The organism is Flagellimonas olearia (assembly GCF_009184425.1).
GTDB classification, from domain to species: Bacteria; Bacteroidota; Bacteroidia; order Flavobacteriales; family Flavobacteriaceae; genus Flagellimonas; species Flagellimonas olearia.
The window spans coordinates 1,657,558-1,681,036 of sequence record NZ_WELG01000002.1 but is presented as its reverse complement, the minus strand read 5'-3'; the positions used below and the strand labels follow the sequence as shown (position 1 = coordinate 1,681,036).

Genomic DNA, 23,479 nt, shown 5'->3' with positions numbered 1-23,479 from the left:
TAGAATGTATTCGAACTAAATAAATGGGAGTTTTTAGCAAACTTTTTGGAGGAGGCAAAAAGGTTTCAAAGGAAACCGTGGAAACCCGTGGGGACCATATGCCCGATCTAAAAATTCCCGTGGATGAAAAGTTCACCATCTACTTCAAGAAAAATGGGGGCAAGTTTATTTACTGTGAAGATTTTTCAGAAATATCCGAAGCCCTGAAGAGCATCATCTCCGAAAACGATTGGCAAAACCATCTTTTTTACAGTCTTGACCCTCGGCTGGAAACCCGCTTTTCTTCGGAAAAGATAGCCTTTACCGAAAACAGACAGGAAAGTGATATTTTCTTCACTACCTGCGAACATTTGGTGGCCCACAACGGATCTATCTTGGTATGTTCCAACCAAATCAAGGAAAAGAAGTTGGACGAACTCCCTTCCAATCTAATCGTCTTCGGCACTACGAGTCAATTGGTGGATTCCATTAGCGAGGCACTGAAGATTATTAAGGAAAAATACGGCAAAAATATCCCAAACAATATTACCACACTCAAGCACTTCCAACCCACCCCGGAAAACAAAGATGATTTTCTTTCCTATGGAAGTGCCTCAAAAAATGTCTATCTTTTGCTTTTAGAAGACTACTGATTACATGAAAGAAATCCTCAAGCGTTCCATAACGGGAATCATCTACGTGGTGTTTCTATTGGGGGCGGTTTTTTTAAGTTCTGATGCTTTTGATTTTCTCTTTATGGCTTTTGGTCTGGCCTGCTTGGCCGAGTTCAAGAGAATTGTCCGCTTAAAGGGATATTATATTTTCGTGGCCTATTTGGCATTATGGTGGGCATTTATCTATTTGGTCCAGGACAGTACCTTGATCACTATTTTAATGCTACTGACCATCACGGTGGACATGGCCCTGCTCATGTTCCTCTTTTCCAAAAAAGACAGGAAATTTACCGAATTACAAAAGTTCATCATCGCGGTACTCTACATTGGCGGTGGATGCATCTTTCTCACCATGATACCCTACAAGGAAGATGATTTTGCCCAATTTCTCATTACCGGAATCTTTATTTTGATTTGGGTCAATGACACATTTGCCTATTTAACAGGGCGCACTTTGGGCCGTACCAAACTATTTCCTTCAGTTTCTCCAAAAAAAACCATTGAAGGTTCTATTGGAGGTCTTATTTTTGCACTGGCGGCAGCTTACATTTTGTCGTTCTACGAAACTAAACTAACTGTTGTGCAGTGGATGGTCCTGGCCACGGTAATTGTGGTCGCAGGAAGTCTGGGAGACCTTTTGGAGTCCAAGTTCAAGCGTGTGGCAGGCGTAAAGGACAGCGGGGCCATTCTACCGGGCCACGGAGGTATTTGGGATCGTTTGGACAGTCTTGTATTTGCAGCCCCTTTTGCATATTTAGTACTTAATATCTTTTCCTATGTTTCATAAAGAGGGACAAAAAATTATCATCGTTACTTTTTTTATCGTGGTCGCTGCAATTCTTACCGCCCAGTTTTATGTTGGAGTGGAATGGCTTCGGTTAACCATACAGATAATAGCTCTTGTCTTACTCATTGCCATATTACAGTTTTTTAGAAACCCAAAACGTTTGGTCACCCCAAACTTTGATGACATTTTAGCCCCAGTGGACGGCAAAGTGGTAGTTATTGAGGAAGTGGATGAACCCGAATATTTTAAGGAAAAACGGAGGCAGGTCTCTATCTTCATGTCACCAGTAAATGTGCATGTAACCCGTTACCCTTCCAGCGGTACCATTACCTACTCCAAGTACCATCCCGGTAAATATTTGGTAGCCTGGCACCCAAAATCCAGCACTGAAAACGAACGCACCACCGTGGTACTCCATACCCCAAAATTGGGCGAAATAGGGTACCGACAGATTGCCGGGGCCATGGCCAGACGTATCGTAAACTATGCTGAGGAAGGAGAGCAGGTAACCCAAGGACAGGATGCCGGGTTCATTAAGTTTGGCTCCCGCGTAGACTTGCTACTACCTTTGGACTGCAACATTACAGTTAAACTAGGACAGAAAGTAATCGGGGCCAAAACGTGTATCGCCTCAATACGCAAGCAAGATGATTGATGAGGAACTACATACCCGTTTTGATGAGGCAGTGGCCTATGTAAATGGGTACACAGAACCTATACCTGCCGACTTATTATTGAAATTGTACGCTTACTTTAAGGTAGCCAACAAAAATTTTGATAACCCTGGGAGTAGAACCCCTTTGATCAATGCCTTTAAGGCCAATGCCCTTTTTCAGGCACAAAACATCACTGTAAAAGAGGCTATGGAAAACTATATCGCCCTAGTGGAATCTGAAGTAAAAAAACTTTAGGACACCAAAGGAGTAGAATAGCTTTTTTCAACATAGGTGAAGTATACCGCCCCACAAATGGTAACGATAAAGTACAGCGCCACCATAAGACTCCCTAAAGAAGCGTAGGCATTTATCCCAAACCAATCCTGCGTACCATAAATAAGGGCCAACCCCAACACACTTCGAATCACCTCGATCCAAATGGCGTAGTGTTTACGATCCATCAATGTCGTGTAGCCATAGACCCCCACAAAGACAAAAGCTCCGAATAGCAATAGTCCGTCAAAGCCTATTGCAGAATAGTTGTAGAACATAAAAAGCATCAAGGCAGTGGTTGCCACCATTTGGAAAATGGCATACCCCTTTAAGGCCTTGGAAGCTTCTGGTCTGTATTTTTCAAAATTATACACATCCTCAATAATCTCCACAGGATACCTTTCCTTAACATCTGAAGGACGCCACCCCGTGGGCATAAACCAAATCCTAAGCTTGTCCCAATAGTTCTTGGTCCGCCATGCATCCTTTATCAATCGCCATAAATGCTGAAAATTGATGATGACCGGATTCCAGGTATGGGCAGGTTTCAATACCCCGTATTGTGGCGGCACATCATCCATTTCTTCCTGAAAAGTCCCGAACATACGATCCCAGACACAAAAAATCTGACCAAGGTTTTTGTCTATATATTCCTTATTGATGGCATGGTGTACCCTATGCTGCGATGGGGTCACAATAATATACTCCAACCAACCCATCTTACCCACATACTGGGTGTGGTACCAAAATTGGGCAAACAGATGGATAGGGGCCAAAATGGCGATAACCTCGTTGGGAACACCCAAAAGGGCTGCAGGAATCAATAAAAGGGCGTAATATCCCAACAGATTGGAAATAGGTTGCCGCAAGGCGCAGGCGAGATTGAACTCCTCACTGCTATGATGGATGACATGCTGATTCCAAAAAAAGTTGATATGATGGCTCAGCCTATGGTTCCAATACCCTGCAAAATCCAGTACAACAAAAGCCACTACCCAAACCAGCCAAGTAGTCTTGATCTCGGTAAGGGCCAAATGTTCCAATAAAAACGGGTAACTGATAATAATGACTCCCAACCCCAGGGAATCTTTTACCACATTGGTAAGTCCGGAGCTAAGACTGCTCACGGTGTCCATGACATTGTGCATCTGCTTTTTGGCGAAATATCCATAAAGGACTTCAAAAAGTACCAACCCCACAAAAAAAGGTATGGCATACAACAAGGCAGTGGCATACGATTCCATAGTACTAAATATATGAAAAAGTAAAACACTCATCCCCAACCGATTGACAAATTGGGGATGGAAACCGTAAAAGTCCCTACTAAACTTAGGAATTTCCCAAACTCGCCAAGCTTTTCTCCAAAGTCTCGATCTTGGCCTCGGCATCGGCGGCTTTTTTACGTTCAATGGCCACCACCTGTTCAGGGGCATTGTTCACAAAACGTTCGTTCCCCAATTTCTTTTGTACCGATTGTAGAAATCCTCGGGTATATTTCAACTCCTCATTGATTTTCTCTATTTCGGCCTCCACGTCAATTGCACCACTCATAGGGATAAAGTATTCGTTACTTTTCACCCTAAAGGTCAAGGCACCTTCCAAGCTGGAGTCCACAGTTTCAAATTTTGAAAGATTCGCCAATTTCATGATGATGGCATCCATCTGATCACTTATTTTTTCAGCATTGAGCATGAACAACTCCAAGGCATCCTTCTGGGGGATGTTCTTTTCCTTTCGGATAGTCCGCACCCCTGAAATCACTTCCGTGGCAAACTCAAAATCCGCAATCAATGCTGTATCGGTACTACCCACCTCAGGCCAATTGGACACCATTAATGCATTCTCCGGGGTTCGCTCTGCAATGTGCTGCCATACCTCCTCGGTCAAGAACGGCATAAAAGGGTGCAGTAGTTTCAGGTTCTCCTCAAACAGATGGATAACCGCATCAAACGTAGTTTGGTCAATAGGTTGTTGGTAGGCCGGCTTAACAATTTCGAGCAACCAAGAACAGAAATCGTCCCACACCAATTTGTAAATGGCCATCAAGGCATCTGAAATTCGATATTTGGAAAAATGATCTTCAATTTCCGCTAACGTCTGGTTCAATTTGGACGTATACCATGCTATTCCAATCTTTGAAGCTTCGGGTTGTTCTATATCTGCAACCTCCCATCCTTTTATCAAACGAAACGCATTCCAGATTTTATTGGCAAAGTTGGCGCCTTGTTGGCAGAGGGCTTCATCAAACATGATATCGTTCCCTGCAGATGAGCTCAACAACAGTCCCACACGGACACCATCGGCCCCAAAATCTTCAATAAGTTTCAAGGCATCTGGAGAATTTCCCAATTGCTTGGACATTTTTCTACGCTGCTTGTCTCGGACAAGTCCGGTGAAATAAACATTTTCAAAAGGCCTTTTGCCCTTGTAATGGTATCCGGACATGATCATCCTGGCCACCCAAAAGAATATAATGTCAGGTGCGGTCACCAAATCATTGGTGGGGTAATAGTAGTTGATCTCCTCATTGTCAGGTTCCAAAATACCCCCAAAAACACTCATGGGCCATAACCAAGAAGAAAACCAGGTATCCAGAACATCGGGGTCTTGGCGTAAGTCGGATTCCTGGATTTTTGGATTTTTGGATTTGGCCATTTTCAAGGCTTCTTCCCTGCTTTCGGCCACCACAAAATCATCCTGACCATCCCCATAATAATAGGCTGGTATCTGTTGGCCCCACCACAATTGACGGGAAATGTTCCAATCGCGGATACCTTCCATCCAATGGCGATAGGTATTTTCAAATTTTTTGGGATAAAACTTGATATCATTGGTTTTCAAAACGCCATCTAGGGCTGGTTTTGCCAATTCCTCCATTTTCAGGAACCACTGATCGGACAATCTGGGCTCAATTACCGCTTTGGTCCGTTCCGAAGTCCCTACTTTGTTCAAGTGCTGTTCGGTCTTGACCAAAAAGCCCTTTTCTTCCAGTTCTTTGGAAATTTCTTTCCGCACCACAAAACGGTCTTTTCCCTCGTAATGCATTCCGAAGGAATTCAAGGTAGCATCTTCATTAAAGATGTCAACAACATCCAAGTTGTGCTTGTCCCCCAGATTTTTATCGTTCTCATCGTGGGCCGGGGTCACTTTTAGGCACCCGGTACCGAACTCAATATCCACATATTCATCCTCAATAATGGGAATGACCCGGTTACAGATGGGCACAATGGCCTTTTTACCTTTCAAATGGTGGTATCTTTCATCATTGGGGTTGATACAGATAGCGGTATCCCCCAAAATGGTCTCCGGCCGGGTGGTTGCAATGATTACTTTTTCATCGGAACCTTCAATGGCATACACCAAATAGTATAGATTTCCCTGTCGCTCTTCATAAATCACCTCTTCATCGGATAAAGTGGTCTTGGCTTCCGGGTCCCAATTCACCATACGATATCCTCTGTAAATGAGACCTTTATTGTACAGGTCTACAAAAACTTTGATCACGGAGGCTGACATATCGTCATCCATGGTGAACTTGGTGCGGTCCCAATCACAGGAACAGCCCAATTTCTTCAATTGTTGAAGAATAACTCCTCCATACTCATTGGTCCAATCCCAGGCATGCTTCAGGAATTCTTCCCTGGAAAGGTTGGCCTTGTTGATTCCTTCTTCTTTCAATTTTGCCACAACTTTAGCTTCCGTGGCAATGGAAGCATGGTCCATACCGGGCACCCAGCAGGCATTTTTCCCCAAAAGCCTTGCCCTTCGGATAAGAACATCCTGCAGGGTATTGTTCAGCATATGCCCCATATGCAACACCCCAGTAACATTGGGTGGGGGAATAACTATGGTGTAGGGCTCTCTTTCATCTGGTTTTGAACTGAAGAAATCGTGTTTCATCCAGTAGTCATACCAGTTCGCTTCAACCCTATTGGGCTCATATTTTGATGGAATCTCCATTTTTCGGTACAGTTTTTGTAATTAAGGCTAAGGATTGGTTCAAATATACGGTAAGCACCATGTTAATTTTATGCTATTCCTTGAATGATGACCAATCTTGAAATACGAAACAAAAATAAGTAACGTTATTACATAACAAAAGAATTTTGGATGCAGCTGACGAATCAGTTACATTTGAAATCCACCCAAAACCAAAAAAAATGAAAAAAACTGTACTTCTGTTGTTTGTTGGTCTTCTTTCACTAGGAATTTATGCCCAAGAAGGAACAGCAAAAATCGAGTTTAAGAGCGAGACCATCGATTATGGTGAAATTGCCAAAGGAAGTGATGGGGTTCGTGTGTTTGAATTTACCAACACAGGTTCTGTTCCATTGGTAATCAGCAATGTACGATCTAGCTGTGGATGTACCATTCCCAAAAAACCTGAAGATCCCATTTTGCCCGGTAAAACCGGTCAAATCCAAGTAAAATATGATACTAATAGGGTTGGCCCCATTAGAAAAGCAATTACGGTAACCTCCAATGCGGACACACCTACCAAAATTCTTAAGATAAAAGGTACGGTAAAGGCTGAGGGAGCCAAATAGAAAAAAGAAAATTATAGTACTACAAACCTCGAAGAAGTCATTTTTCGAGGTTTTTTGTTTTTAATCGTCAAAGACTTTTTTGAGGACAAAAGAAAATAACAGATCCTTATTGTAACGTTCAATCAGCACACGAACACGCTTTCCCTCCTTTTCATTGAGCATTTTCAACACTTCTTGGAGTTTATACTGATGAATTCGTCTACCATTTACCGCCAATATCACATCACCTTCACGCAGTCCAGCCTCTGCGGCAGGGCTTCCCGCCCGTATACCAGAAACGATAATTTCAGGAACTAGACTTAGTTGGGTTTTGTTTTCCAGTAAGATTTGCACATTACCAAAGGAAGAATCGCTCTCATCCCGCACTACGCCATCCATACCGGCTATGCTTTCCGCTATGTACCGCAATCCATTGTGCTGAAGTTCAATTCCAGCTAGATTGTATTGGAAAGGTTCACGGAAGTTTCCGTTCTTCTTAATAGTCACCTCACCGTTCATATAATCAAACACAAAATTGAAGCGTTTTAATATTTCACCCCCAACCGAGCCGTTTCGATCCCCCAAATTCTCGATAAGTCCAAAAAACTCGCGATAGGGAAAAGCCGCCTTCGCTTCCTTAAGTTCAAAATTCCCAATTTTTACTCCATTTACCTTGGTTCGTCTTCCAAAAATATCACCGCTTAACCCTCTTCCCAGATAATCCTCGTAATTTTTCTCAGGGATTTCCAAGCCCTTTTCAGGTTGATGGAACAACCAAAGTGCATCGCTGCTTCCCGTATCCACAAGCAGTTTTACTGGAATGTTCTCGGAATCCTTAATCAGAACAGTCCCTTCCACGTAGGCCTTTCTTTTTATAATGGATAATGGCAAGGTTTGGGCTTTTTTGCCCTGCCTGTGTACATAATGCTCAGGATTATGGAGCTTGATATACTTTGCCCCATAATTGATTTCAACAACAAAATCCCTGAAGAGCTCAAACCCCAAAATACCATGCACAGGAATACCCAATGAAGGTGAGAAATTGATTCCCTTATCCAAAACCACATATAGATCCTGTGAATAATTCTCCGCATCCCCCAAACTGAACACGTTCCCCATGGAACTCAATGCTTTCATAGGTTCACCATCTCCCAATCCCCTGATGGTCACTTCGGAAACATTGTTGATGGAAATGGAATCTTGACCGGAAAGATTGAAAAGAATGGGTTTGCTCACCCCAGAATCCAAAACAAAGGTAAGATCGGATCCATTGATCTGCACAGGGATTATGATAAGGTTATTGATCAGTTCAAACTTAACTTTCTGGAATTTCTTATGTCTGGGCATTTTAAACTTTTGGGCCGAAACCAAAAGGGGCGCCACAACAAAAAGAAGCACAAAAAAGTATAGTCCTTTTTTCAATTTCCTTACTTCTAAAGGGTTATCCTTATGGAATATACAAAATTATCCAAGACAACCGGTCGTATTTAACATTCCAATAACCGCATAAATAATGGTCCAATCTGTTGTTTACGAGTGTGGGTTTTAGCATTTTTGCTTAAAATATCAGTACATGCCAAGTATCTCTGAAAAAGGGAGGCATATGCCCGCCTCCCCAATCCGTAAATTGGTCCCGTATGCAGAGGCCGCCAAGAAAAGAGGAACCCATGTGATTCACCTCAACATTGGGCAACCGGACATTAAGACTCCAAAAGTGGCCCTGGATGCCGTGCGCAACCATACCGTGGAGGTATTGGCCTATAGCATGACGGAGGGTTCCGAAGTCTATCGGGAAAAAATTGCCGCTTACTATGACAAGAAAGACATTCATGTCACCGCCAAGGACATTATTGTGACCACTGGAGGTTCCGAAGCACTTTCGTTTGCCATGGGAAGTATCATGGACACCAATGATGAAATCATTATCCCAGAACCGTTCTATGCCAATTACAACGGATTTGCAACGGCCATGGGCGTCAAAGTAGTACCGATCGTTTCCACCTTGGAAAATAATTTTGCCCTCCCCCCTATTGCCGATTTTGAAAAACTGATCTCGGAAAAAACCAAGGCCATTCTCATCTGTAACCCTGGCAACCCAACGGGATACTTGTACAGTAAGGAAGAAATACAGCAACTGGCCGCATTGGTAAAAAAACACAACCTGTTCCTCATAGCGGATGAGGTATATCGGGAATTTGCCTATGAAGGCAGACAACACCATTCCATTTTACAGGAAGAAGGTCTTGAAGACCATGCCATTGTGGTCGATTCCGTTTCCAAGCGTTACAGCATGTGTGGAGCCCGGATAGGTTGTTTGGTATCCAAAAACAAGGAGGTGATCCAAACCGCCCTTAAATTTGCCCAAGCCCGACTTTCACCACCAACATTTGCGCAAATAGCCAGTGAAGCTGCCTTGGAGACACCGCAATCCTATTTTGATGAGGTCATTGTTGAATACGCGTCGCGACGTGATATCTTGATCTCAGAGCTTCGAAAACTGGAAGGGGTAAAAGTGGCCGTCCCACAAGGTGCCTTTTATTGTGTGGTGGAACTCCCCATTGCCGATGCCGATGATTTTGCGCAGTGGTTGCTAGAAAAATTTGAAATGGATGGCAATACGGTCATGGTGGCCCCTGCGGCTGGATTCTATGCCACCCCGGGATTGGGAAAAAACCAAATAAGGATTGCCTATGTGCTGGAAAAAGACCAACTTGTAAAGGCGGTCCAGATATTGGGCAAAGCCCTTAAAGTGTACAACAATTAGGTGAACATTCAGGAAAACATATCCCTTAAGGCCTACAATACCTTTGGTATTGATGTGAAGGCCCGCTATTTTGTTGAAATTACCGGCTTGGTACAGCTCCAAAAAGTATTGGAGTTGAAATCCTATCCCAAAAAGTTCATCATCAGCGGAGGAAGCAATATGTTGCTTACCAAGGATATCGATGCGCTTGTGATACACATCAACCTTAAGGGCATCACCATTGTTGAGGAAAACCAAAATGAAGTTGAAATAAAGGTCATGGCCGGTGAAAACTGGCATGGATTGGTGCAATGGACCTTGGAAAAAGGCTATGGTGGACTGGAAAACCTATCCCTGATTCCGGGCAACACAGGCACCGCTCCCATACAGAACATTGGTGCATATGGTGTAGAACTCAAGGATGTCTTTGTGAGTTGTACCGCCATGGAGATAAAAACCGGGGAACTGATAAGTTTCGATAATGAAGCCTGCAAATTTGGGTATCGGGATTCCATTTTCAAGAATGAGGCCAAGGACCAATACATTATTACCTCGGTACATTTAAAACTGACCAAAAAAGACCATGTCCTGCACACAGGGTATGGGGCCATTGAGGCTGAATTGAAAAAAAATGGTATTGTTTATCCCACCATTAGGGATGTCTCCGATGCGGTCATTGCCATAAGGCAAAGTAAACTGCCAGACCCCGCAGTATTGGGAAACAGTGGGAGTTTCTTTAAAAATCCGGTCATATCAAAAAAGGCTTTTGAAAAGTTCATCAAGAAACATCCTGACGCTCCGCATTACGAGGTGGGTGAAGAAGAATTTAAGATTCCGGCAGGTTGGCTTATTGAGCAAGCAGGCTTTAAAGGAAAACGATTCGATGATGCCGGGGTCCATGAAAAGCAAGCCCTTGTTTTGGTAAACTACGGAAATGCCACTGGCACCGATATTTTGAATTTGTCCCAACGGATCCAAAAAGAAGTGGCCCAAAAATTCAACATCAAGATTCAGCCAGAGGTCAATATCATCAAATAACCCCTGCATTGATAAATCAAAAACAGGGGTTATACCAAACCAAACTAACCAAATTTATGTATATCGTAAAGGCCGAAACCTTTTTGATTTTCTTTTCAACGCCAACCAAAAAAGCTTTTTCTAACTTAGCGCTGTAGTATATACGACGAAAAACCTATTTTAGATTTTTGCCCCTTAAAAATTTTACCATAAACCATCGTTGATGAGCACACTGATTGAAAGACATATTGTTTCACTCTTGGCCGAAAGGGACGATAAGGCCATATCCCTGTTGTACGAAAATTACGGGGAAACTCTTTATGGTGTAGCCTACAAGGTGGTAAGGGACGAGGAATTGGCACAGGATGTTCTTCAGGAAAGTTTTATTAAAATCTGGAAAAAAGCGGATTCCTACGATGCCTCAAAAGCAAAACTTTTTACTTGGTTGTTCCGAATAACCCGAAACACCGCCATTGATAAATTAAGAAGTGTAAACAATAAAGCGGACAAGGAAGTCCAAATTGACGTTTCGGACGTATATAACTTAGGAGTGAGTGGCATAAGCCCCGAACATCTGGATATCCAAGATAACCTTAAAAAGCTAGAGCCCAAATACCGAATTGTTTTAGAGGCCTTATTTTTTGAGGGAATGACGCAACAGGAGGCAAGTGAAGAATTGGATATTCCCTTGGGAACCATTAAGTCTAGACTAAAAATTGGTCTTAGGGAACTCGGAAAGATTTACGGTACGGCATTGGCCCTGCTCCCCCTACTAAATTTTACGCCATGAAAGAAAAAGTAAAAATATTTCTGGATTCCGACACACTGGAAAAGTATCTTTTGGGAGATACCACAAAAGAAGAGACCTTAAAGGCTGAAAGGTACATCACCATGTATCCTGAAGTAAGGGAAACCTATAACGAACTTCAGGACAATTTGGAGACTTTCGCCAAAATGTATGCCCGAAAAACACCTGAAGGGCTTAAAGAAATTATTGTTACCAGTGCCAGGAAGGAAAAAATGGTACGCAGAAGATTCTACAGGTATGCTGTTGCGGCCAGTGTTGCCATTATGCTTTTTGCGGGCTCTTCCGTATTCTTTTGGAACCAAAACAAGAGCCTTCAGCAAGAAAATACCTTGGTCACCAACAAAATCAAGTATCTGGAGGATAACATGAAGAACCAACTGGAGGACATGCGAAACCAGTTCATCGTTCTTAACAACCCTGATACTAAAAAATATGCCGTTAATGGAAAAAGGGAAGGCAAGGAACTTAAAGCCATTGCCTATATCAACCCCGTTAAAAAACTTTCCTATATCAATGTGAGCAATGTGCCCAACCTACCGGAAAACAAGTGCTTCCAAATGTGGGCCGAAGTCAACGGGGAATTGGTAAACCTGGGAGTGATCAAACAGTTTGATGAGAAGGATAAGTTATTGGCGCTTCCCTACGCAGACAAGGCTGTAAGCTACATTACCGTGGAGCCCAAAGGAGGCAATACCTCCCCATCTGTGGAAAACATTGTGGCCAATATCAACTATTAGGCGGTTTTCTTAAAGTATTCCCCAATTTCAGCTTTGTATATACGTATTTTGTACCTTTGTAAAAAAGTTGGAACATGAAGTTAGCATTATTGACCATTGGTCTTTTGGCACTGGCATTTGCTGGAATCGCAATAAAAATATGGGGCAAAAAAGATGGTAAGTTCGCAGGTACCTGCGCCAGTCAAAACCCCTTTTTGAACAAAGAAGGTGAAGCCTGTGGTTTTTGTGGAAAAATGCCCGATGAACAAGAATGCAAAAAAGACTCCGTTCCAGCGCAATGATCATCTATTGATCCTGCCAACACAAAGTCACATTTTTGGAGAAGACCGAAAAGTCCATTAAAGAAAATATCCTAAAAGCAAAGGAAGGCAACCAAATTGCTTTCAGTGCACTTTTGGACACCTTTTGGAACGATGTCTACGGTTTTCAATTACTGCGCACCAAAAATGAAAATGACGCCGAGGACATTACTATTCGTACGTTTTCCAGAGCTTTTGACAAGATAAACACCTATGATGAGACCTATGAATTCAAGACATGGCTCATCACCATTTCCAAAAACTTGCATGTAGACCTTATCCGAAAGAGAAAACGCAGCCTTTTGGACGAAATGGAGTCCCAAGGCGATGAGGTAAAAAAGGTTTTGGACGACTCCCCAACCGTGGAAGACCAACTGATCACGGAACAAAATTTGGCGAACTTGTTACAGGACATCAAAAAACTGAAGCCGCATTATCAAAAAGTGATCAATCTTAGATACTTTAATGAGTTGAGTTACGCCGCCATAGCCAAGGAACTCAACGAACCGGTGAATAACATCAAGGTAAAGCTCCTGCGAGCCAAAAAACTTTTGGCCGAAATCATCAAAAAAAAGTGAGCGTTTCCAACGGTCAAAGTTTCCTTTCCAGTTTCGTATCTTTGTAGTTCAAATTTTAGGTATGAGCACAAGTGTAGCAGAAAGCGTTTTACCTCCCAAAGGAAAACCCAAATGGCTTAGGGTAAAACTCCCTACGGGCAAAAAATATACCCAGCTACGGGGTTTGGTGGACAAATATGACCTCCATACCATCTGCACCTCGGGAAGTTGCCCTAACATGGGTGAGTGCTGGGGAGAGGGTACCGCTACTTTTATGATTTTAGGGAATATTTGTACACGTTCCTGCGGATTTTGCGGCGTAAAGACCGGAAGACCCGAAACCGTGGATTGGGCAGAACCCGAAAAAGTGGCCCGTTCCATTAAGATCATGAACATCAAACATGCCGTGCTCACCTCTGTGGACCGGGACGACCTCAAGGATATGGGTTCCATTATCTGGGCCGAAACCGTAAAAGCGGTTCGACGCATGAACCCTGAGACCACACTTGAGACCCTTATTCCTGATTTTCAAGGAATTGAAACCCATTTGGATAGGATTTTGGAGGTAGCCCCCGAAGTTATCTCCCACAACATGGAAACCGTTAAAAGACTCACCCGTGAGGTTCGGATACAGGCCAAATACGAACGAAGCTTAGGAGTTCTGGAGTATTTGAAGAAAAATGGGGCCAACCGAACCAAATCCGGCATCATGCTGGGATTGGGTGAAGAGGAAGAGGAAGTTATTGCCACCATGGAGGACCTTAGAAAGGCGGATGTGGACGTGGTTACCATAGGGCAATACCTGCAACCTTCAAAAAAACATTTGCCCGTAAAACAGTTCATTTTGCCGGAGCAATTCAAAAAATATGAGGAAATAGGCTTGGAAATGGGCTTTAGACATGTGGAAAGTGGCGCTCTTGTGCGGTCTTCCTACAAGGCCCATAAGCACATTCACTAACCATAACCTATTACTACATCGCCCTTCATGAAACAGATTTCCCTCGGCATCAACGGCTTCGGACGTATTGGTAGAACTTTATTTAGATTGCTACAGGACCATCCGCATATTTCAGTGGTGGCCATCAATGATCTGGCCAGTGCCCCTACCCTGGCTCATCTTTTAAAATACGATAGCATCCATGGGAGACTCCATGCTGATGTCACTCCAGAAAAAGATGGTTTTATGGTCAATGGCAAAAAAGTGGCCGTATTGAACCACAACCATCCCCAAGATATTGATTGGTCAGCCCACAATGTCGACATTGTGGTAGAAGCGACCGGAAAGTTCAAAAAAGAGGAGCAATTGGCCTTTCACCTGAAAAATGGGGCCAAAAAGGTGATTCTTTCCGTTCCCCCAGAAGATGATGCCATAAAAATGGTGGTCCTTGGGGTAAATGAAGGCGATATTGAGGCCCAAGACCATATCATTTCCAATGCATCTTGTACCACCAACAATGCCGCCCCCATGATCAAGGTGATGAACGAGCTTTGCGGTATAGAACAAGCATATATTACCACCATACATTCCTACACTTCGGACCAAAGCCTGCATGATGCCCCGCATCGTGATTTGAGGCGTGCCAGAGCGGCCGCACAATCCATTATTCCCACTACCACCGGAGCAGCCAAGGCACTGACCAAAATATTCCCGGAATTGTCCGATGTGATTGGCGGATGTGGCATACGGGTACCGGTTCCCAATGGCTCTTTGACCGACATCACCTTTAATGTAAAAAAGGAGACTTCCATTGAAGAAATTAATGCTACCTTTAAGAGTTATGCCGAAAATGAGCTTAAAAACATCCTTTTTTACACCGAAGACCCCATTGTTTCCATTGATATAAACAATAGTTATCATTCTTGTACGTTTGATTCTTTGATGACTTCCGTTATTGGTAAAATGGTGAAAATCATCGGATGGTATGACAATGAGACTGGATATTGTTCCAGAATTGTTGATTTAATAGCTTTGCTTATAAAGAAAGATTACGTTTGATCAGGAGCTTACTACACAAATGGATAGGCCGTAAATTGCCATTTCTACTGTGCATTTTGGCATGCACCCAACTATCTTTTGGTCAAAATGATACCAATTCCACCGCTACCATACAGACTATTTTTGATGAATTCATGACCTACAGGCATGAAAACAAAATAGATAAAGCACTCGAAACCCTAGATCAAGCCGCCAAAATTGCCGAGGAAAATGAAGATGCCAAATTATTGTTGGATACTTACCATCAATATTCCCGATTGTTCTTGGAAGAAGGGGACAGGGAAACGGCCATTTTCTATTGGGACAGAGCCAGTATCCTTTTAAAAGATATTTCCTATTCGTATGGACAGGCGTTTCATCTTTATGTGGATGCAGCCCTCCTATTTGATGAAGGCAACAACTTCCAATCCTTAAAATCATTGGAAGAATCACGGATGCTGAGCAACAACAGGAACCTAAGCAACAATATTCTGCTTCTGGAGGCCAGTATCTTTACCAATATTGAAAAGTATGACAACGCCATAAAGAACCTTCACGCCCTTATTGTAAATTCCGATGATAAGGAGAGGGCCTTTTTGGCAACCAGGGCCAATCTCCAATTGGCCAAGATCAGTGTTAAATTGAACGATATGGATGAAGGCATTGTCCATTCCAAAGCTGCACTGGAACTTGCCAAAAAACATGGCTTCGCCAAAGAAATACGGACCGCCAATGAAGAACTCTCAGCGATTTATGAAATCATAGGCCGTTACAATGAAGCTTTGAAGTACAATAAAGCCTTGGAACAAATCAAAGATTCCGTTTTTACCATTGAAAAGGTCAAATTGGATGCAAAAACCGCTGATAAGATCAGGTTTGAACACCAAATGAACGAAATCAACAAACTTACCGCAAAGAATGAGGAACTCAGTGAATCCAAAAACCGTTCGGAGATAACCGCCATACTTACCTCGGCCTTTTTGACCATCATCTCATTGCTTGCCGTATCCCTTTTCAGGAACAACCAGATCAAGCTTAAGACCAACGACCTTCTCTACACCAAGAACAAGGAACTGGAGTTGGCCAGGGATGCAGCGGTATCTGCCATGGAAGCCAAAACCAACTTTCTTTCAACCGTTACCCATGAACTGCGGACACCTTTGTACGCGGTCACAGGGCTAACCCACCTCTTGTTGGAGGAAAACCCTGCGGACCATCAGAAAGAACATTTAAAATCATTGAAGTTTTCGGGTGAGTATTTATTGAACTTCATCAATGACATTCTCCAGATCAACAAAATAGATGCGGACAAACTAGAGCCGTTGAGCATTGAGTTTAAACTGCAAAAGGTACTTACCGATGTGGTGGAGTCCCTTCAACAGAATGCCCATGAGAACAAGACCAAACTTGTCCTTGATTATGACTCTGCCATTCCGCAACAACTGCTGGGAGACCCCATAAAACTGTCCCAAGTCTTTATGAACTTGGTGGGCAATGCGCTTAAGTTCACCAAAAATGGAAAGGTAGAGGTCATCGCCAAGCTATTGCAAAAAGACGATGATCAAGTACGACTCTATTTTGAGGTAAGGGATAATGGTATTGGAATCTCCGAGGAGCAACAGAAAAATATTTTCGACAGTTTTGAACAAGGTTCCATCCAAATCAATAGGGAATATGGAGGCACGGGTCTTGGCCTCACCATTGTAAAAAGTCTGCTTGGGCTATTTGGAAGTACCATCCATTTAGAGAGTGAGATCGATCATGGAAGCTCCTTCTTCTTTGAAATGGAACTGAAGTGCGATTCGAAAGCATTGGAGAGCGTTGCCTTTGAACTTGACCCAGAGGAGTTTAATTTCAAAGGTTTGCATATCCTGATCGTTGAGGACAACAAAATCAATCAGGTCATCACCAAAAAAATGCTGACCAAAAAAGAGATTACCTGCGATATTGCCAACAATGGTAACGAAGCCATTGACCTGGCCAAGGCCAATGACTATGATGCCATCTTAATGGATATCCATATGCCCGGAATCAGCGGAGAGGAAGCTACCCGTCAAATCCGTAAGTTCGACCAAGGGACACCCATCATTGCCTTGACGGCCATTTCACTGGACGACAGCTTGGACAGTTTCTATCAGGCCGGTTGCAACGATGTGGTCACCAAACCTTTTAAACCAGAGGTCTTCTATCAAAAAATTGGGGAGAATATCTTCAAAAACAAAATGGAAGGCTTGGTCTAGAGCAACCCTTTGACCGCTTTTTCCAACAAAGCCCTGTCTTCGGAATCAAAACTATGGGCCACTTCCAAATAATATAAATTTTCCACACGCCCTTCCAGTCGTACATAATCCTTTTCAGTGGTCAAAATCAGTTCAAAATCCTTGAACGTTTTAATTTCATCATTCGTAAAATGGTGATGATCTCCAAACTCAAAATGTTCAAAAAGTAGTCCTTTAGTCGTGAGGTACTTCACCAACGGTCCGGGAGACGCTATCCCTGTGACCAATGCCAATCGCTTTCCCTTTAAAGCATCAAGGGCCAAGCTATCCCCACTTTTTTGTTTGACGTAATCATCATACATCAAGGATGAAAACAACACATTTTGATGGGGCAGCAGCCTTAATTTCTTTGAAATAGCATGTCGCTCGTCCTTGGACAACACCTCGGGGCATTTGGTGACAATGATCATGTCAGCTCGCTTGTATTCCCGTTTACCATCTCTAAGATTACCGGTAGGCAAATACCAATCGTCCACGAACAAATTGTCATGGGCCGTAAGCAAAATGGAATATTTGGGTTTTACACGTCTGTGCTGAAAGGCATCATCCAACAAAACCACTTGGGGCTCTACTCGGGATTCAAGCTGAGCCATACCATTTCTTCTGTCCGCATCAACCGCAACGGATACCTTTGGAAATTTTTGATGTATCTGGAAAGGCTCATCCCCTAGATCCAAAACCGAACTATTGGAATCTGCCAACAAAAACCCTTTGGAAGTTCGTTTGTACCCCCTACTCAACACCGCCACCTTATGACCCTCCAAAATTCGGATTAGATATTCGATCATAGGGGTTTTTCCGGTGCCACCCACACTCAAGTTTCCCACACAAAGGGTCGGAGTGCTGTACGTTTTGGAAACAAACACCCCAATGTTGTACAGAAAATTGCGAACATGCACCACCAAGGCATAGACCAAGGAAAAAGGAAACGCTATTTTGCGCAGCAATTGCACCATGGGACGAAAATATAATATTTTATCTTTAGCCTACTTAACAAATGTGAAATGACCGTACAGGATATAACAAAAATATTGGAGGAACTGGCCCCTTTGCCCCATGCAGAGGGTTTTGACAATGTAGGATTGTTGGTGGGAGACCCCAACATGCCCGTGAAGGGGATCTTGGTAACCTTGGACACCTTGGAAAATGTGGTGGACGAGGCCATCGAAAAAAAACACAACCTCATCGTTAGTTTCCACCCCATAATTTTTAGCGGATTAAAGAAGCTCACAGGACGCACCTATGTGGAACGGGTGGTGATGAAAGCCATAACCAACAACATTGCCATATACAGTATGCATACAGCCTTGGACAACAGCCCTATGGGGGTAAATGCCAAGATTTGTGAGGTTTTAGGCATTCAAAATCCTAAAATCCTTATCCCCAAAACCGGTTCCATCCGAAAATTGACTACTTATACCCCATTGGAAAGTGCCGAAATGGTGAAATCAGCCCTTTTTAAAGCTGGAGCTGGAGAAATTGGCAAATACAGCAATTGCAGTTTCAGTACAGAAGGGATGGGCAGTTTTAAAGCCGGAAAAAATGCCAACCCCAGCGTTGGAGAGGTTGGGGAACTACATTTGGAAAAAGAGGTGCAGATCAACGTAATTTATTCCTTTGAAAAGGAAAGCCACCTTCTAAAGGCTCTTTTCGCGGCACATCCCTATGAAGAAGTGGCCTATGAAATTGTGGCCTTGGAGAACACCAACCAAGATTTGGGCATGGGCATGGTGGGCGAGCTCAAAACCGAAATGGAGGAGCAAGCCTTTTTAAAACAGTTGAAAAAGACCATGAATGCCTCTGTTGTGCGTCATTCACAATTGCTGGGGAAGAAGGTGAAAAAAGTGGCCGTTTTGGGCGGGAGTGGTGCTTTTGCCATAGGTGCGGCCAAAAAGGCCAAGGCCGATGTTTTTATTACTTCGGACCTAAAATACCATCAATTTTATGAAGCTGAAGGGCAACTTGTCATCGCAGATATCGGGCACTTTGAAACTGAGCAGTTTACAAAAGATTTATTGGTTGATTATCTTACGAAAAAAATTCCTAATTTTGCAGTCTCTTTATCGGAGAGTATAACGAATCCCATCAAGTATTTATAATTTATGGCGAACAAAAAAGAAAGCACCGTGGAAGAAAAGTTGAGAGCACTGTATGATTTACAGCTCATCGATTCCAGGGTTGACGAGATACGCAATGTAAGGGGCGAGTTGCCTTTGGAAGTACAGGACTTGGAAGACGAGGTCCTTGGCCTTAAAACCCGTATGGACAAGCTCAAGACCGATGTGGAAACCATCAACTTTGAGATCACTGCCAAGAAAAACCTTATCGAGGAAGCCAAAACCTTGATCAAAAAATATGCCGAGCAACAGAAGAATGTTCGCAACAGCCGTGAATTCAACTCGTTGAGCAAGGAAGTGGAGTTCCAGGAATTGGAAATCCAATTGGCCGAAAAGAACATCAAGGAGTTCAAGGCGCAAATTGAACAGAAGAAGGAAGTTGTTGCCGACACCAAGGAAAAATTAAGCGAGCGTGAAGGTCACCTAAAACACAAAAAAGGTGAGTTGGACGCCATTTTGGCCGAAACGGAAAAAGAGGAAAAAGCCCTATTGAAGAAATCCGAGGAATACGAGGATAAAATCGAGGACCGCTTGATCCAAGCCTACAAAAGAATTCGACACAACGTTAAGAACGGTCTTGCCGTGGTTCCCGTGGAACGTGGTGCTTCTGGAGGGTCTTTCTTTACCATTCCACCGCAGGTGCAGGTAGAGATTGCTTCCCGAAAGAAAATCATCACCGATGAGCACAGTGGACGAATCTTGGTAGACCCCTTGTTGGCCGAAGAAGAGCAGGATAGAATGCAAGCGCTTTTTGCCAAACTATAGCAACTGCACTGCATAAAAATATAAGCCACCTAAAAGGTGGCTTTTTTTGTGTTATTCGGAATGAGCAAAGTGATTGGAAAATCTCTTAAAAATAGATTTCTCCCATTCGGTCGAAATGATCCCAGACAATCATAGCATCATGGTATCAAAAATTCGTGGCATTAGTGTCATACTGGAGCTCTAAACTTCTCCCAACACAACATACCATTCCCTAAACCGCTCTCAAAAGGTCCAGTATTTTATCCTCCACCTCTTTGGAGTCCCATTTTTCTTCAATGCTGGGCAATTGCATTACTTGTCGCATAATGGCTTCTTGCCTATCCCCAATGGCCAAGGCCTCCGCATAAGGCCGGTCCGAGAAGGTTACCCGGCTATAGACCGGGACCCATTTATCAGGATGTTTTGAGGCAAACCATTTTTCAATCTTTTTCTGCAACAAAAATTTGGGATTGGCCGTCTTGCTACTCATCTCCACAAAATTGCGGTAACTGAGCTCTGCGATGGCATCCGCGTTGGGCTTCCGGGTCTTTTGGTATTCAGAGAAAATCACGTCCCAATCATCCCCATGGGTCTCCATAAGCTCGTTGAGTTCATAAATATCCTCGAAACCAGCGTTCATGCCCTGTCCGTAAAAAGGCACAATGGCATGGGCAGAATCCCCCACCAAGGCCACTTTGTTCCAATAGGTCCACGGATAGCACTTCATGGTGACCATGGCACTGGTAGGATTCTTGAAAAAGTCCTGGGACAGGTTTTCAATCTCATTTTTTACATTGGGAAAATATTCCTTGAAAAATGCCTTGGCTTCTTCCGGTGTCGTAATCTTCTCAAAAGACACCTCTCCCTCGAAAGGTAAAAAGAGGGTACAGGTAAAACTACCATCAATATTGGGCATGGCTATAAGCATAAACTTGCCCCTAGGCCAAATGTGAAAGGAGTTTTTATCCAGTTTATGGGTCCCATCCGCATTGGCCGGGATGGTCAGTTCCTTATAGCCCACATCCAAAAAATCTTGGGAGTAGTCAAACCTACTGCGGCGTTGCATTTTATGGCGTACCCGTGAAAAGGCCCCATCACAACCAAAAATAAGGTCGTACTGGTATTCCTTCCATTCACTCTTCTCCGATTCCCCGGTATAGATCTTGGCTTCTGGGAGGTTTACATCCCATACTTTCTCATTGAACCGAAACTCTGCACCGGCCTCTTCGGCCAGATCAATCATACGTTTATTAAGGATACCTCTGGAAATAGACCAAATGGCCTCCCCATCTTTCCCATACTTTTGGAAATAGACCGGCTTATCATTCACATGCATGGCCCGCTTGTCCAACGGAATGGCTATTTCCTTGATGGAATCTTCCAATCCCACTTTCTGCAAGGATCGCCAGCCCCTATTACTCATGGCCAGATTAATGGACCTTCCTGAGAACTCAATGGTCCTAATATCCGGTCTTCTATCAAAAACTGTTATGGAATGGCCTTTTTTTCGAAGGTAAATAGCCAAAAGCGAACCCACCAATCCAGAACCGATGATGGCTATATTTTTTGAAGTCTGTGTCATAAATGCCCGCTGGGCCCATTGTAGTTAGACTTCAAAAATACGGAATTTAACACGTTTTCCTTTAAAAGGGAGGTACCATATAATCCCATACAGTGGACAACCTTAAAACAACAAAACCAATTTTTAACACTTCCTTAAAAACTTTTGGTACCACTCTTGCCGTATATATATTGAATATTCCGCTTAGGCGTCCATATATATGCAAAAAGTCCTTCACAAAAAGTTGCGAAGGACTTTTTTCCGTTTGATATGTTTGTCCTACTCTAGGATTCCATCCACAATACCGTACTCCACGGACTCTTCGGCGCCCATCCAATAATCGCGATCAAAATCTTTCATCACTTTTTCGAATGATTGGCCACAGTTGTCTGCCAAAATTTGGGCACCCAACTCCTTGGTCTTTATAATTTCCTTGGCCTGGATCTCTATATTGGAAGCTTGTCCCCTGGCACCTCCACTGGGTTGGTGGATCATTACCCGGGCATGGGGTTGAATGAACCTTCTTCCCTTTTCTCCTACCGAAAGTAGAATGGAGCCCATGGACGCCGCCAAACCGGAACATACGGTGGATACAGGGCTTTTAATTTGTTTGATGGTATCGTAAATGGCAAAACCAGAGGTCACATAGCCTCCAGGGCTATTGATGATCAATTGGATTTCCTTATTGTTCTGCAAATCCAGATAGAGCAAGCGGTCTATGACATGTTTCGCCGAATCATCATCCACCATGCCCCATAAAAACACTTTACGCTCTTCCAGAAGTTTTTCCTGAATCAATTCTTGAACCTTTCCTTTTTTTGAACTCATTTTTTATGTCTTGAAAGTTTCAAAAATAATCAAATTCCAAGGAAGTTGTGGTTCAAATGAAACTACTTTGTCCCAATTGCTGTTTTACGACTTTATTTCCACCTTTTGCGATACCACATCTTTAATCGGAATCACAAACTTTCCCTTCTTGGTCACTAAGGTCAAACTGTTGTTCTCAATGGCCTCAATAATGCCACTGTCCTCCCCAATAACGACCTTATCCCCAACAGCATAGTTTTTACGGGTGTAGAAAGACCGTAAAAGATCAGCCACAATTTCCCTAGACCCAAGACCAAGCCCTAGCGCAAAGGCCAATAGAAAAGACCCCATGATCAAGGTAATATTGTTGGTAATGATGGTAGTGTCTACCCCAGCTTGGTTCAAAGCAGTAATCGACATGAAAATGACAATTACATAGAACATAAGCCCACTTATGATTTTACCCCCTCCAAACTCGAATGATTCGAACAGATTTTTAATGGCATTTTTCACTATGCTGCCCAAATACAGCCCAATGGTAAACAATACCAAAGCCGTGAACAATCTGGGTAAATAACGCAGCAAGTTGCCAATTTCGGTAGAGATGATTCCCCAATCCAGGATATCGGCGGCCACAATAAAAAAGACCAACAGCAACAACCACTTTACAAACCCAAGGGTAATCTTGACGATGTCGATATTAAACTTTCCATTGCCCAAAAGGTCCATTTCATTGATACGCTCACTCAAGGCATCCATTTTGGCCAATTTTAAGATCTTGCCCAAAATAAAAAGTACAATCTTAATGATCAACCATCCCAAAATAAGGATGGCAATGGCCCCCACAATCTTGGGAAGGGCAGCACCAATGTTCTTCCCCATTGAAGAAAGTGAGCCCAAAGTAACGTTCTTCCAATTACTTAGTGTTTCCATACATATA

Annotated in this window: 23 protein-coding genes; 16 read left to right on the top strand and 7 right to left on the bottom strand. The window is 43.2% G+C overall.

Annotated elements, in window-relative coordinates; all coding sequences use genetic code 11:
• The first annotated feature begins 23 nt into the window (after positions 1-23).
• Genes F8C76_RS16935 through F8C76_RS16920 form a run of 4 tightly spaced genes read left to right on the top strand, consistent with a single transcriptional unit; the run spans position 24 to position 2,351 of the window.
• Complete coding sequence (locus F8C76_RS16935) at positions 24-632, top strand: LUD domain-containing protein (RefSeq protein ID WP_129656090.1); 609 nt, start codon at positions 24-26, stop codon at positions 630-632.
• Between the two features lie 4 nt (positions 633-636).
• Complete coding sequence (locus tag F8C76_RS16930) at positions 637-1,440, top strand: phosphatidate cytidylyltransferase (protein WP_152132766.1); 804 nt, start codon at positions 637-639, stop codon at positions 1,438-1,440.
• Positions 1,430-2,095 carry a phosphatidylserine decarboxylase family protein gene (locus F8C76_RS16925; protein WP_152132764.1) on the top strand — a complete coding sequence of 222 codons (666 nt, stop codon included), beginning with the start codon at positions 1,430-1,432 and terminating at the stop codon, positions 2,093-2,095. The genes F8C76_RS16930 and F8C76_RS16925 overlap by 11 nt, the downstream gene beginning before the upstream one ends.
• The gene (locus F8C76_RS16920; protein WP_152132763.1) at positions 2,088-2,351 is read left to right on the top strand and encodes an acyl-CoA-binding protein; all 264 of its coding nucleotides are present in this window, start codon (positions 2,088-2,090) and stop codon (positions 2,349-2,351) included. The genes F8C76_RS16925 and F8C76_RS16920 overlap by 8 nt, the downstream gene beginning before the upstream one ends.
• On the opposite strand, the gene F8C76_RS16915 is transcribed toward F8C76_RS16920, so the two are convergent.
• The gene (locus F8C76_RS16915; protein ID WP_152132762.1) at positions 2,348-3,613 is read right to left on the bottom strand and encodes a sterol desaturase family protein; all 1,266 of its coding nucleotides are present in this window, start codon (positions 3,611-3,613) and stop codon (positions 2,348-2,350) included. The two genes, F8C76_RS16920 and F8C76_RS16915, sit on opposite strands and share 4 nt — an antisense overlap.
• Positions 3,614-3,698: 85 nt before the next feature.
• Complete coding sequence (locus F8C76_RS16910) at positions 3,699-6,329, bottom strand: valine--tRNA ligase (protein WP_152132760.1); 2,631 nt, start codon at positions 6,327-6,329, stop codon at positions 3,699-3,701.
• A gap of 200 nt (positions 6,330-6,529) precedes the next feature.
• Between F8C76_RS16910 and F8C76_RS16905 the strand changes: the two genes are divergently transcribed.
• Positions 6,530-6,916, top strand: coding sequence for a DUF1573 domain-containing protein (locus F8C76_RS16905; RefSeq protein ID WP_129656084.1), 387 nt, complete (start codon positions 6,530-6,532; stop codon positions 6,914-6,916).
• A 60-nt stretch (positions 6,917-6,976) separates the two neighbouring features.
• Here F8C76_RS16905 and F8C76_RS16900 read toward each other — a convergent pair whose 3' ends face one another.
• Positions 6,977-8,317: a PDZ domain-containing protein gene (locus F8C76_RS16900; protein ID WP_249042446.1), complete on the bottom strand. Its 1,341-nt coding sequence runs from the start codon at positions 8,315-8,317 to the stop codon at positions 6,977-6,979.
• 151 nt (positions 8,318-8,468) lie between these two features.
• On the opposite strand from F8C76_RS16900, the gene F8C76_RS16895 reads away from it, so the two are divergent.
• The 9 genes from F8C76_RS16895 to F8C76_RS16855 all read left to right on the top strand — a co-directional run bounded on the left by F8C76_RS16895 (position 8,469) and on the right by F8C76_RS16855 (position 17,271).
• On the top strand, positions 8,469-9,659 hold the full coding sequence (locus tag F8C76_RS16895; RefSeq protein WP_152132759.1) for a pyridoxal phosphate-dependent aminotransferase: 1,191 nt from the start codon (positions 8,469-8,471) through the stop codon (positions 9,657-9,659).
• The gene (murB, locus tag F8C76_RS16890; RefSeq protein WP_152132758.1) at positions 9,660-10,676 is read left to right on the top strand and encodes a UDP-N-acetylmuramate dehydrogenase; all 1,017 of its coding nucleotides are present in this window, start codon (positions 9,660-9,662) and stop codon (positions 10,674-10,676) included.
• A 202-nt stretch (positions 10,677-10,878) separates the two neighbouring features.
• Positions 10,879-11,445, top strand: coding sequence for an RNA polymerase sigma factor (locus F8C76_RS16885; protein WP_129656080.1), 567 nt, complete (start codon positions 10,879-10,881; stop codon positions 11,443-11,445).
• A complete protein-coding gene (locus F8C76_RS16880; RefSeq protein ID WP_129656079.1) occupies positions 11,442-12,200 on the top strand; it encodes an anti-sigma factor in 759 nt (252 codons plus the stop codon). Before F8C76_RS16885 ends, F8C76_RS16880 begins: the two co-directional genes overlap by 4 nt.
• Before the next feature lie 74 nt (positions 12,201-12,274).
• Positions 12,275-12,481 (top strand): membrane or secreted protein, encoded by a 207-nt coding sequence (locus F8C76_RS16875; protein WP_116217481.1) that lies wholly within the window; start codon positions 12,275-12,277, stop codon positions 12,479-12,481.
• A 35-nt stretch (positions 12,482-12,516) separates the two neighbouring features.
• Positions 12,517-13,077, top strand: coding sequence for an RNA polymerase sigma factor (locus F8C76_RS16870; RefSeq protein WP_129656078.1), 561 nt, complete (start codon positions 12,517-12,519; stop codon positions 13,075-13,077).
• 61 nt (positions 13,078-13,138) lie between these two features.
• A complete protein-coding gene (gene lipA, locus F8C76_RS16865; RefSeq protein ID WP_152132757.1) occupies positions 13,139-14,014 on the top strand; it encodes a lipoyl synthase in 876 nt (291 codons plus the stop codon).
• 27 nt (positions 14,015-14,041) lie between these two features.
• A complete protein-coding gene (gene gap, locus F8C76_RS16860) occupies positions 14,042-15,052 on the top strand; it encodes a type I glyceraldehyde-3-phosphate dehydrogenase (protein WP_152132756.1) in 1,011 nt (336 codons plus the stop codon).
• Between the two features lie 56 nt (positions 15,053-15,108).
• On the top strand, positions 15,109-17,271 hold the full coding sequence (locus F8C76_RS16855; RefSeq protein WP_249042445.1) for a response regulator: 2,163 nt from the start codon (positions 15,109-15,111) through the stop codon (positions 17,269-17,271).
• Here F8C76_RS16855 and lpxK read toward each other — a convergent pair.
• A complete protein-coding gene (gene lpxK, locus F8C76_RS16850) occupies positions 17,268-18,266 on the bottom strand; it encodes a tetraacyldisaccharide 4'-kinase (RefSeq protein WP_152132754.1) in 999 nt (332 codons plus the stop codon). The genes F8C76_RS16855 and lpxK overlap by 4 nt on opposite strands.
• A 48-nt stretch (positions 18,267-18,314) precedes the next feature.
• Between lpxK and F8C76_RS16845 the strand changes: the two genes are divergently transcribed.
• The gene (locus tag F8C76_RS16845; protein WP_152132753.1) at positions 18,315-19,409 is read left to right on the top strand and encodes a Nif3-like dinuclear metal center hexameric protein; all 1,095 of its coding nucleotides are present in this window, start codon (positions 18,315-18,317) and stop codon (positions 19,407-19,409) included.
• Between the two features lie 3 nt (positions 19,410-19,412).
• On the top strand, positions 19,413-20,192 hold the full coding sequence (locus F8C76_RS16840) for a zinc ribbon domain-containing protein (RefSeq protein WP_129656072.1): 780 nt from the start codon (positions 19,413-19,415) through the stop codon (positions 20,190-20,192).
• Between the two features lie 211 nt (positions 20,193-20,403).
• On the opposite strand, the gene F8C76_RS16835 is transcribed toward F8C76_RS16840, so the two are convergent.
• The 3 genes from F8C76_RS16835 to F8C76_RS16825 all read right to left on the bottom strand — a co-directional run bounded on the left by F8C76_RS16835 (position 20,404) and on the right by F8C76_RS16825 (position 23,472).
• Positions 20,404-21,753: an FAD-dependent oxidoreductase gene (locus F8C76_RS16835; protein ID WP_152132752.1), complete on the bottom strand. Its 1,350-nt coding sequence runs from the start codon at positions 21,751-21,753 to the stop codon at positions 20,404-20,406.
• A 258-nt stretch (positions 21,754-22,011) separates the two neighbouring features.
• On the bottom strand, positions 22,012-22,560 hold the full coding sequence (locus F8C76_RS16830) for a ClpP family protease (protein WP_129656070.1): 549 nt from the start codon (positions 22,558-22,560) through the stop codon (positions 22,012-22,014).
• Positions 22,561-22,644: 84 nt separating this feature from the next.
• On the bottom strand, positions 22,645-23,472 hold the full coding sequence (locus F8C76_RS16825) for a mechanosensitive ion channel family protein (RefSeq protein WP_152132751.1): 828 nt from the start codon (positions 23,470-23,472) through the stop codon (positions 22,645-22,647).
• Between the last annotated feature and the right edge of the window lie 7 nt (positions 23,473-23,479).

Coding starts and splice junctions, on each gene's coding strand:
- F8C76_RS16840 (WP_129656072.1), top strand. CDS start 19,413: ATGGCGAACAAAAAAGAAAGCACCGTGGAAGAAAAGTTGAGAGCACTG.
- lipA (WP_152132757.1), top strand. CDS start 13,139: ATGAGCACAAGTGTAGCAGAAAGCGTTTTACCTCCCAAAGGAAAACCC.
- F8C76_RS16935 (WP_129656090.1), top strand. CDS start 24: ATGGGAGTTTTTAGCAAACTTTTTGGAGGAGGCAAAAAGGTTTCAAAG.
- F8C76_RS16835 (WP_152132752.1), bottom strand. CDS start 21,753: ATGACACAGACTTCAAAAAATATAGCCATCATCGGTTCTGGATTGGTG.
- F8C76_RS16875 (WP_116217481.1), top strand. CDS start 12,275: ATGAAGTTAGCATTATTGACCATTGGTCTTTTGGCACTGGCATTTGCT.
- F8C76_RS16830 (WP_129656070.1), bottom strand. CDS start 22,560: ATGAGTTCAAAAAAAGGAAAGGTTCAAGAATTGATTCAGGAAAAACTT.
- F8C76_RS16825 (WP_152132751.1), bottom strand. CDS start 23,472: ATGGAAACACTAAGTAATTGGAAGAACGTTACTTTGGGCTCACTTTCT.
- F8C76_RS16905 (WP_129656084.1), top strand. CDS start 6,530: ATGAAAAAAACTGTACTTCTGTTGTTTGTTGGTCTTCTTTCACTAGGA.
- F8C76_RS16915 (WP_152132762.1), bottom strand. CDS start 3,613: ATGGAATCGTATGCCACTGCCTTGTTGTATGCCATACCTTTTTTTGTG.
- F8C76_RS16920 (WP_152132763.1), top strand. CDS start 2,088: ATGATTGATGAGGAACTACATACCCGTTTTGATGAGGCAGTGGCCTAT.
- gap (WP_152132756.1), top strand. CDS start 14,042: ATGAAACAGATTTCCCTCGGCATCAACGGCTTCGGACGTATTGGTAGA.
- lpxK (WP_152132754.1), bottom strand. CDS start 18,266: ATGGTGCAATTGCTGCGCAAAATAGCGTTTCCTTTTTCCTTGGTCTAT.
- F8C76_RS16885 (WP_129656080.1), top strand. CDS start 10,879: ATGAGCACACTGATTGAAAGACATATTGTTTCACTCTTGGCCGAAAGG.
- F8C76_RS16930 (WP_152132766.1), top strand. CDS start 637: ATGAAAGAAATCCTCAAGCGTTCCATAACGGGAATCATCTACGTGGTG.
- F8C76_RS16880 (WP_129656079.1), top strand. CDS start 11,442: ATGAAAGAAAAAGTAAAAATATTTCTGGATTCCGACACACTGGAAAAG.
- F8C76_RS16925 (WP_152132764.1), top strand. CDS start 1,430: ATGTTTCATAAAGAGGGACAAAAAATTATCATCGTTACTTTTTTTATC.
- F8C76_RS16845 (WP_152132753.1), top strand. CDS start 18,315: ATGACCGTACAGGATATAACAAAAATATTGGAGGAACTGGCCCCTTTG.
- F8C76_RS16895 (WP_152132759.1), top strand. CDS start 8,469: ATGCCAAGTATCTCTGAAAAAGGGAGGCATATGCCCGCCTCCCCAATC.
- F8C76_RS16910 (WP_152132760.1), bottom strand. CDS start 6,329: ATGGAGATTCCATCAAAATATGAGCCCAATAGGGTTGAAGCGAACTGG.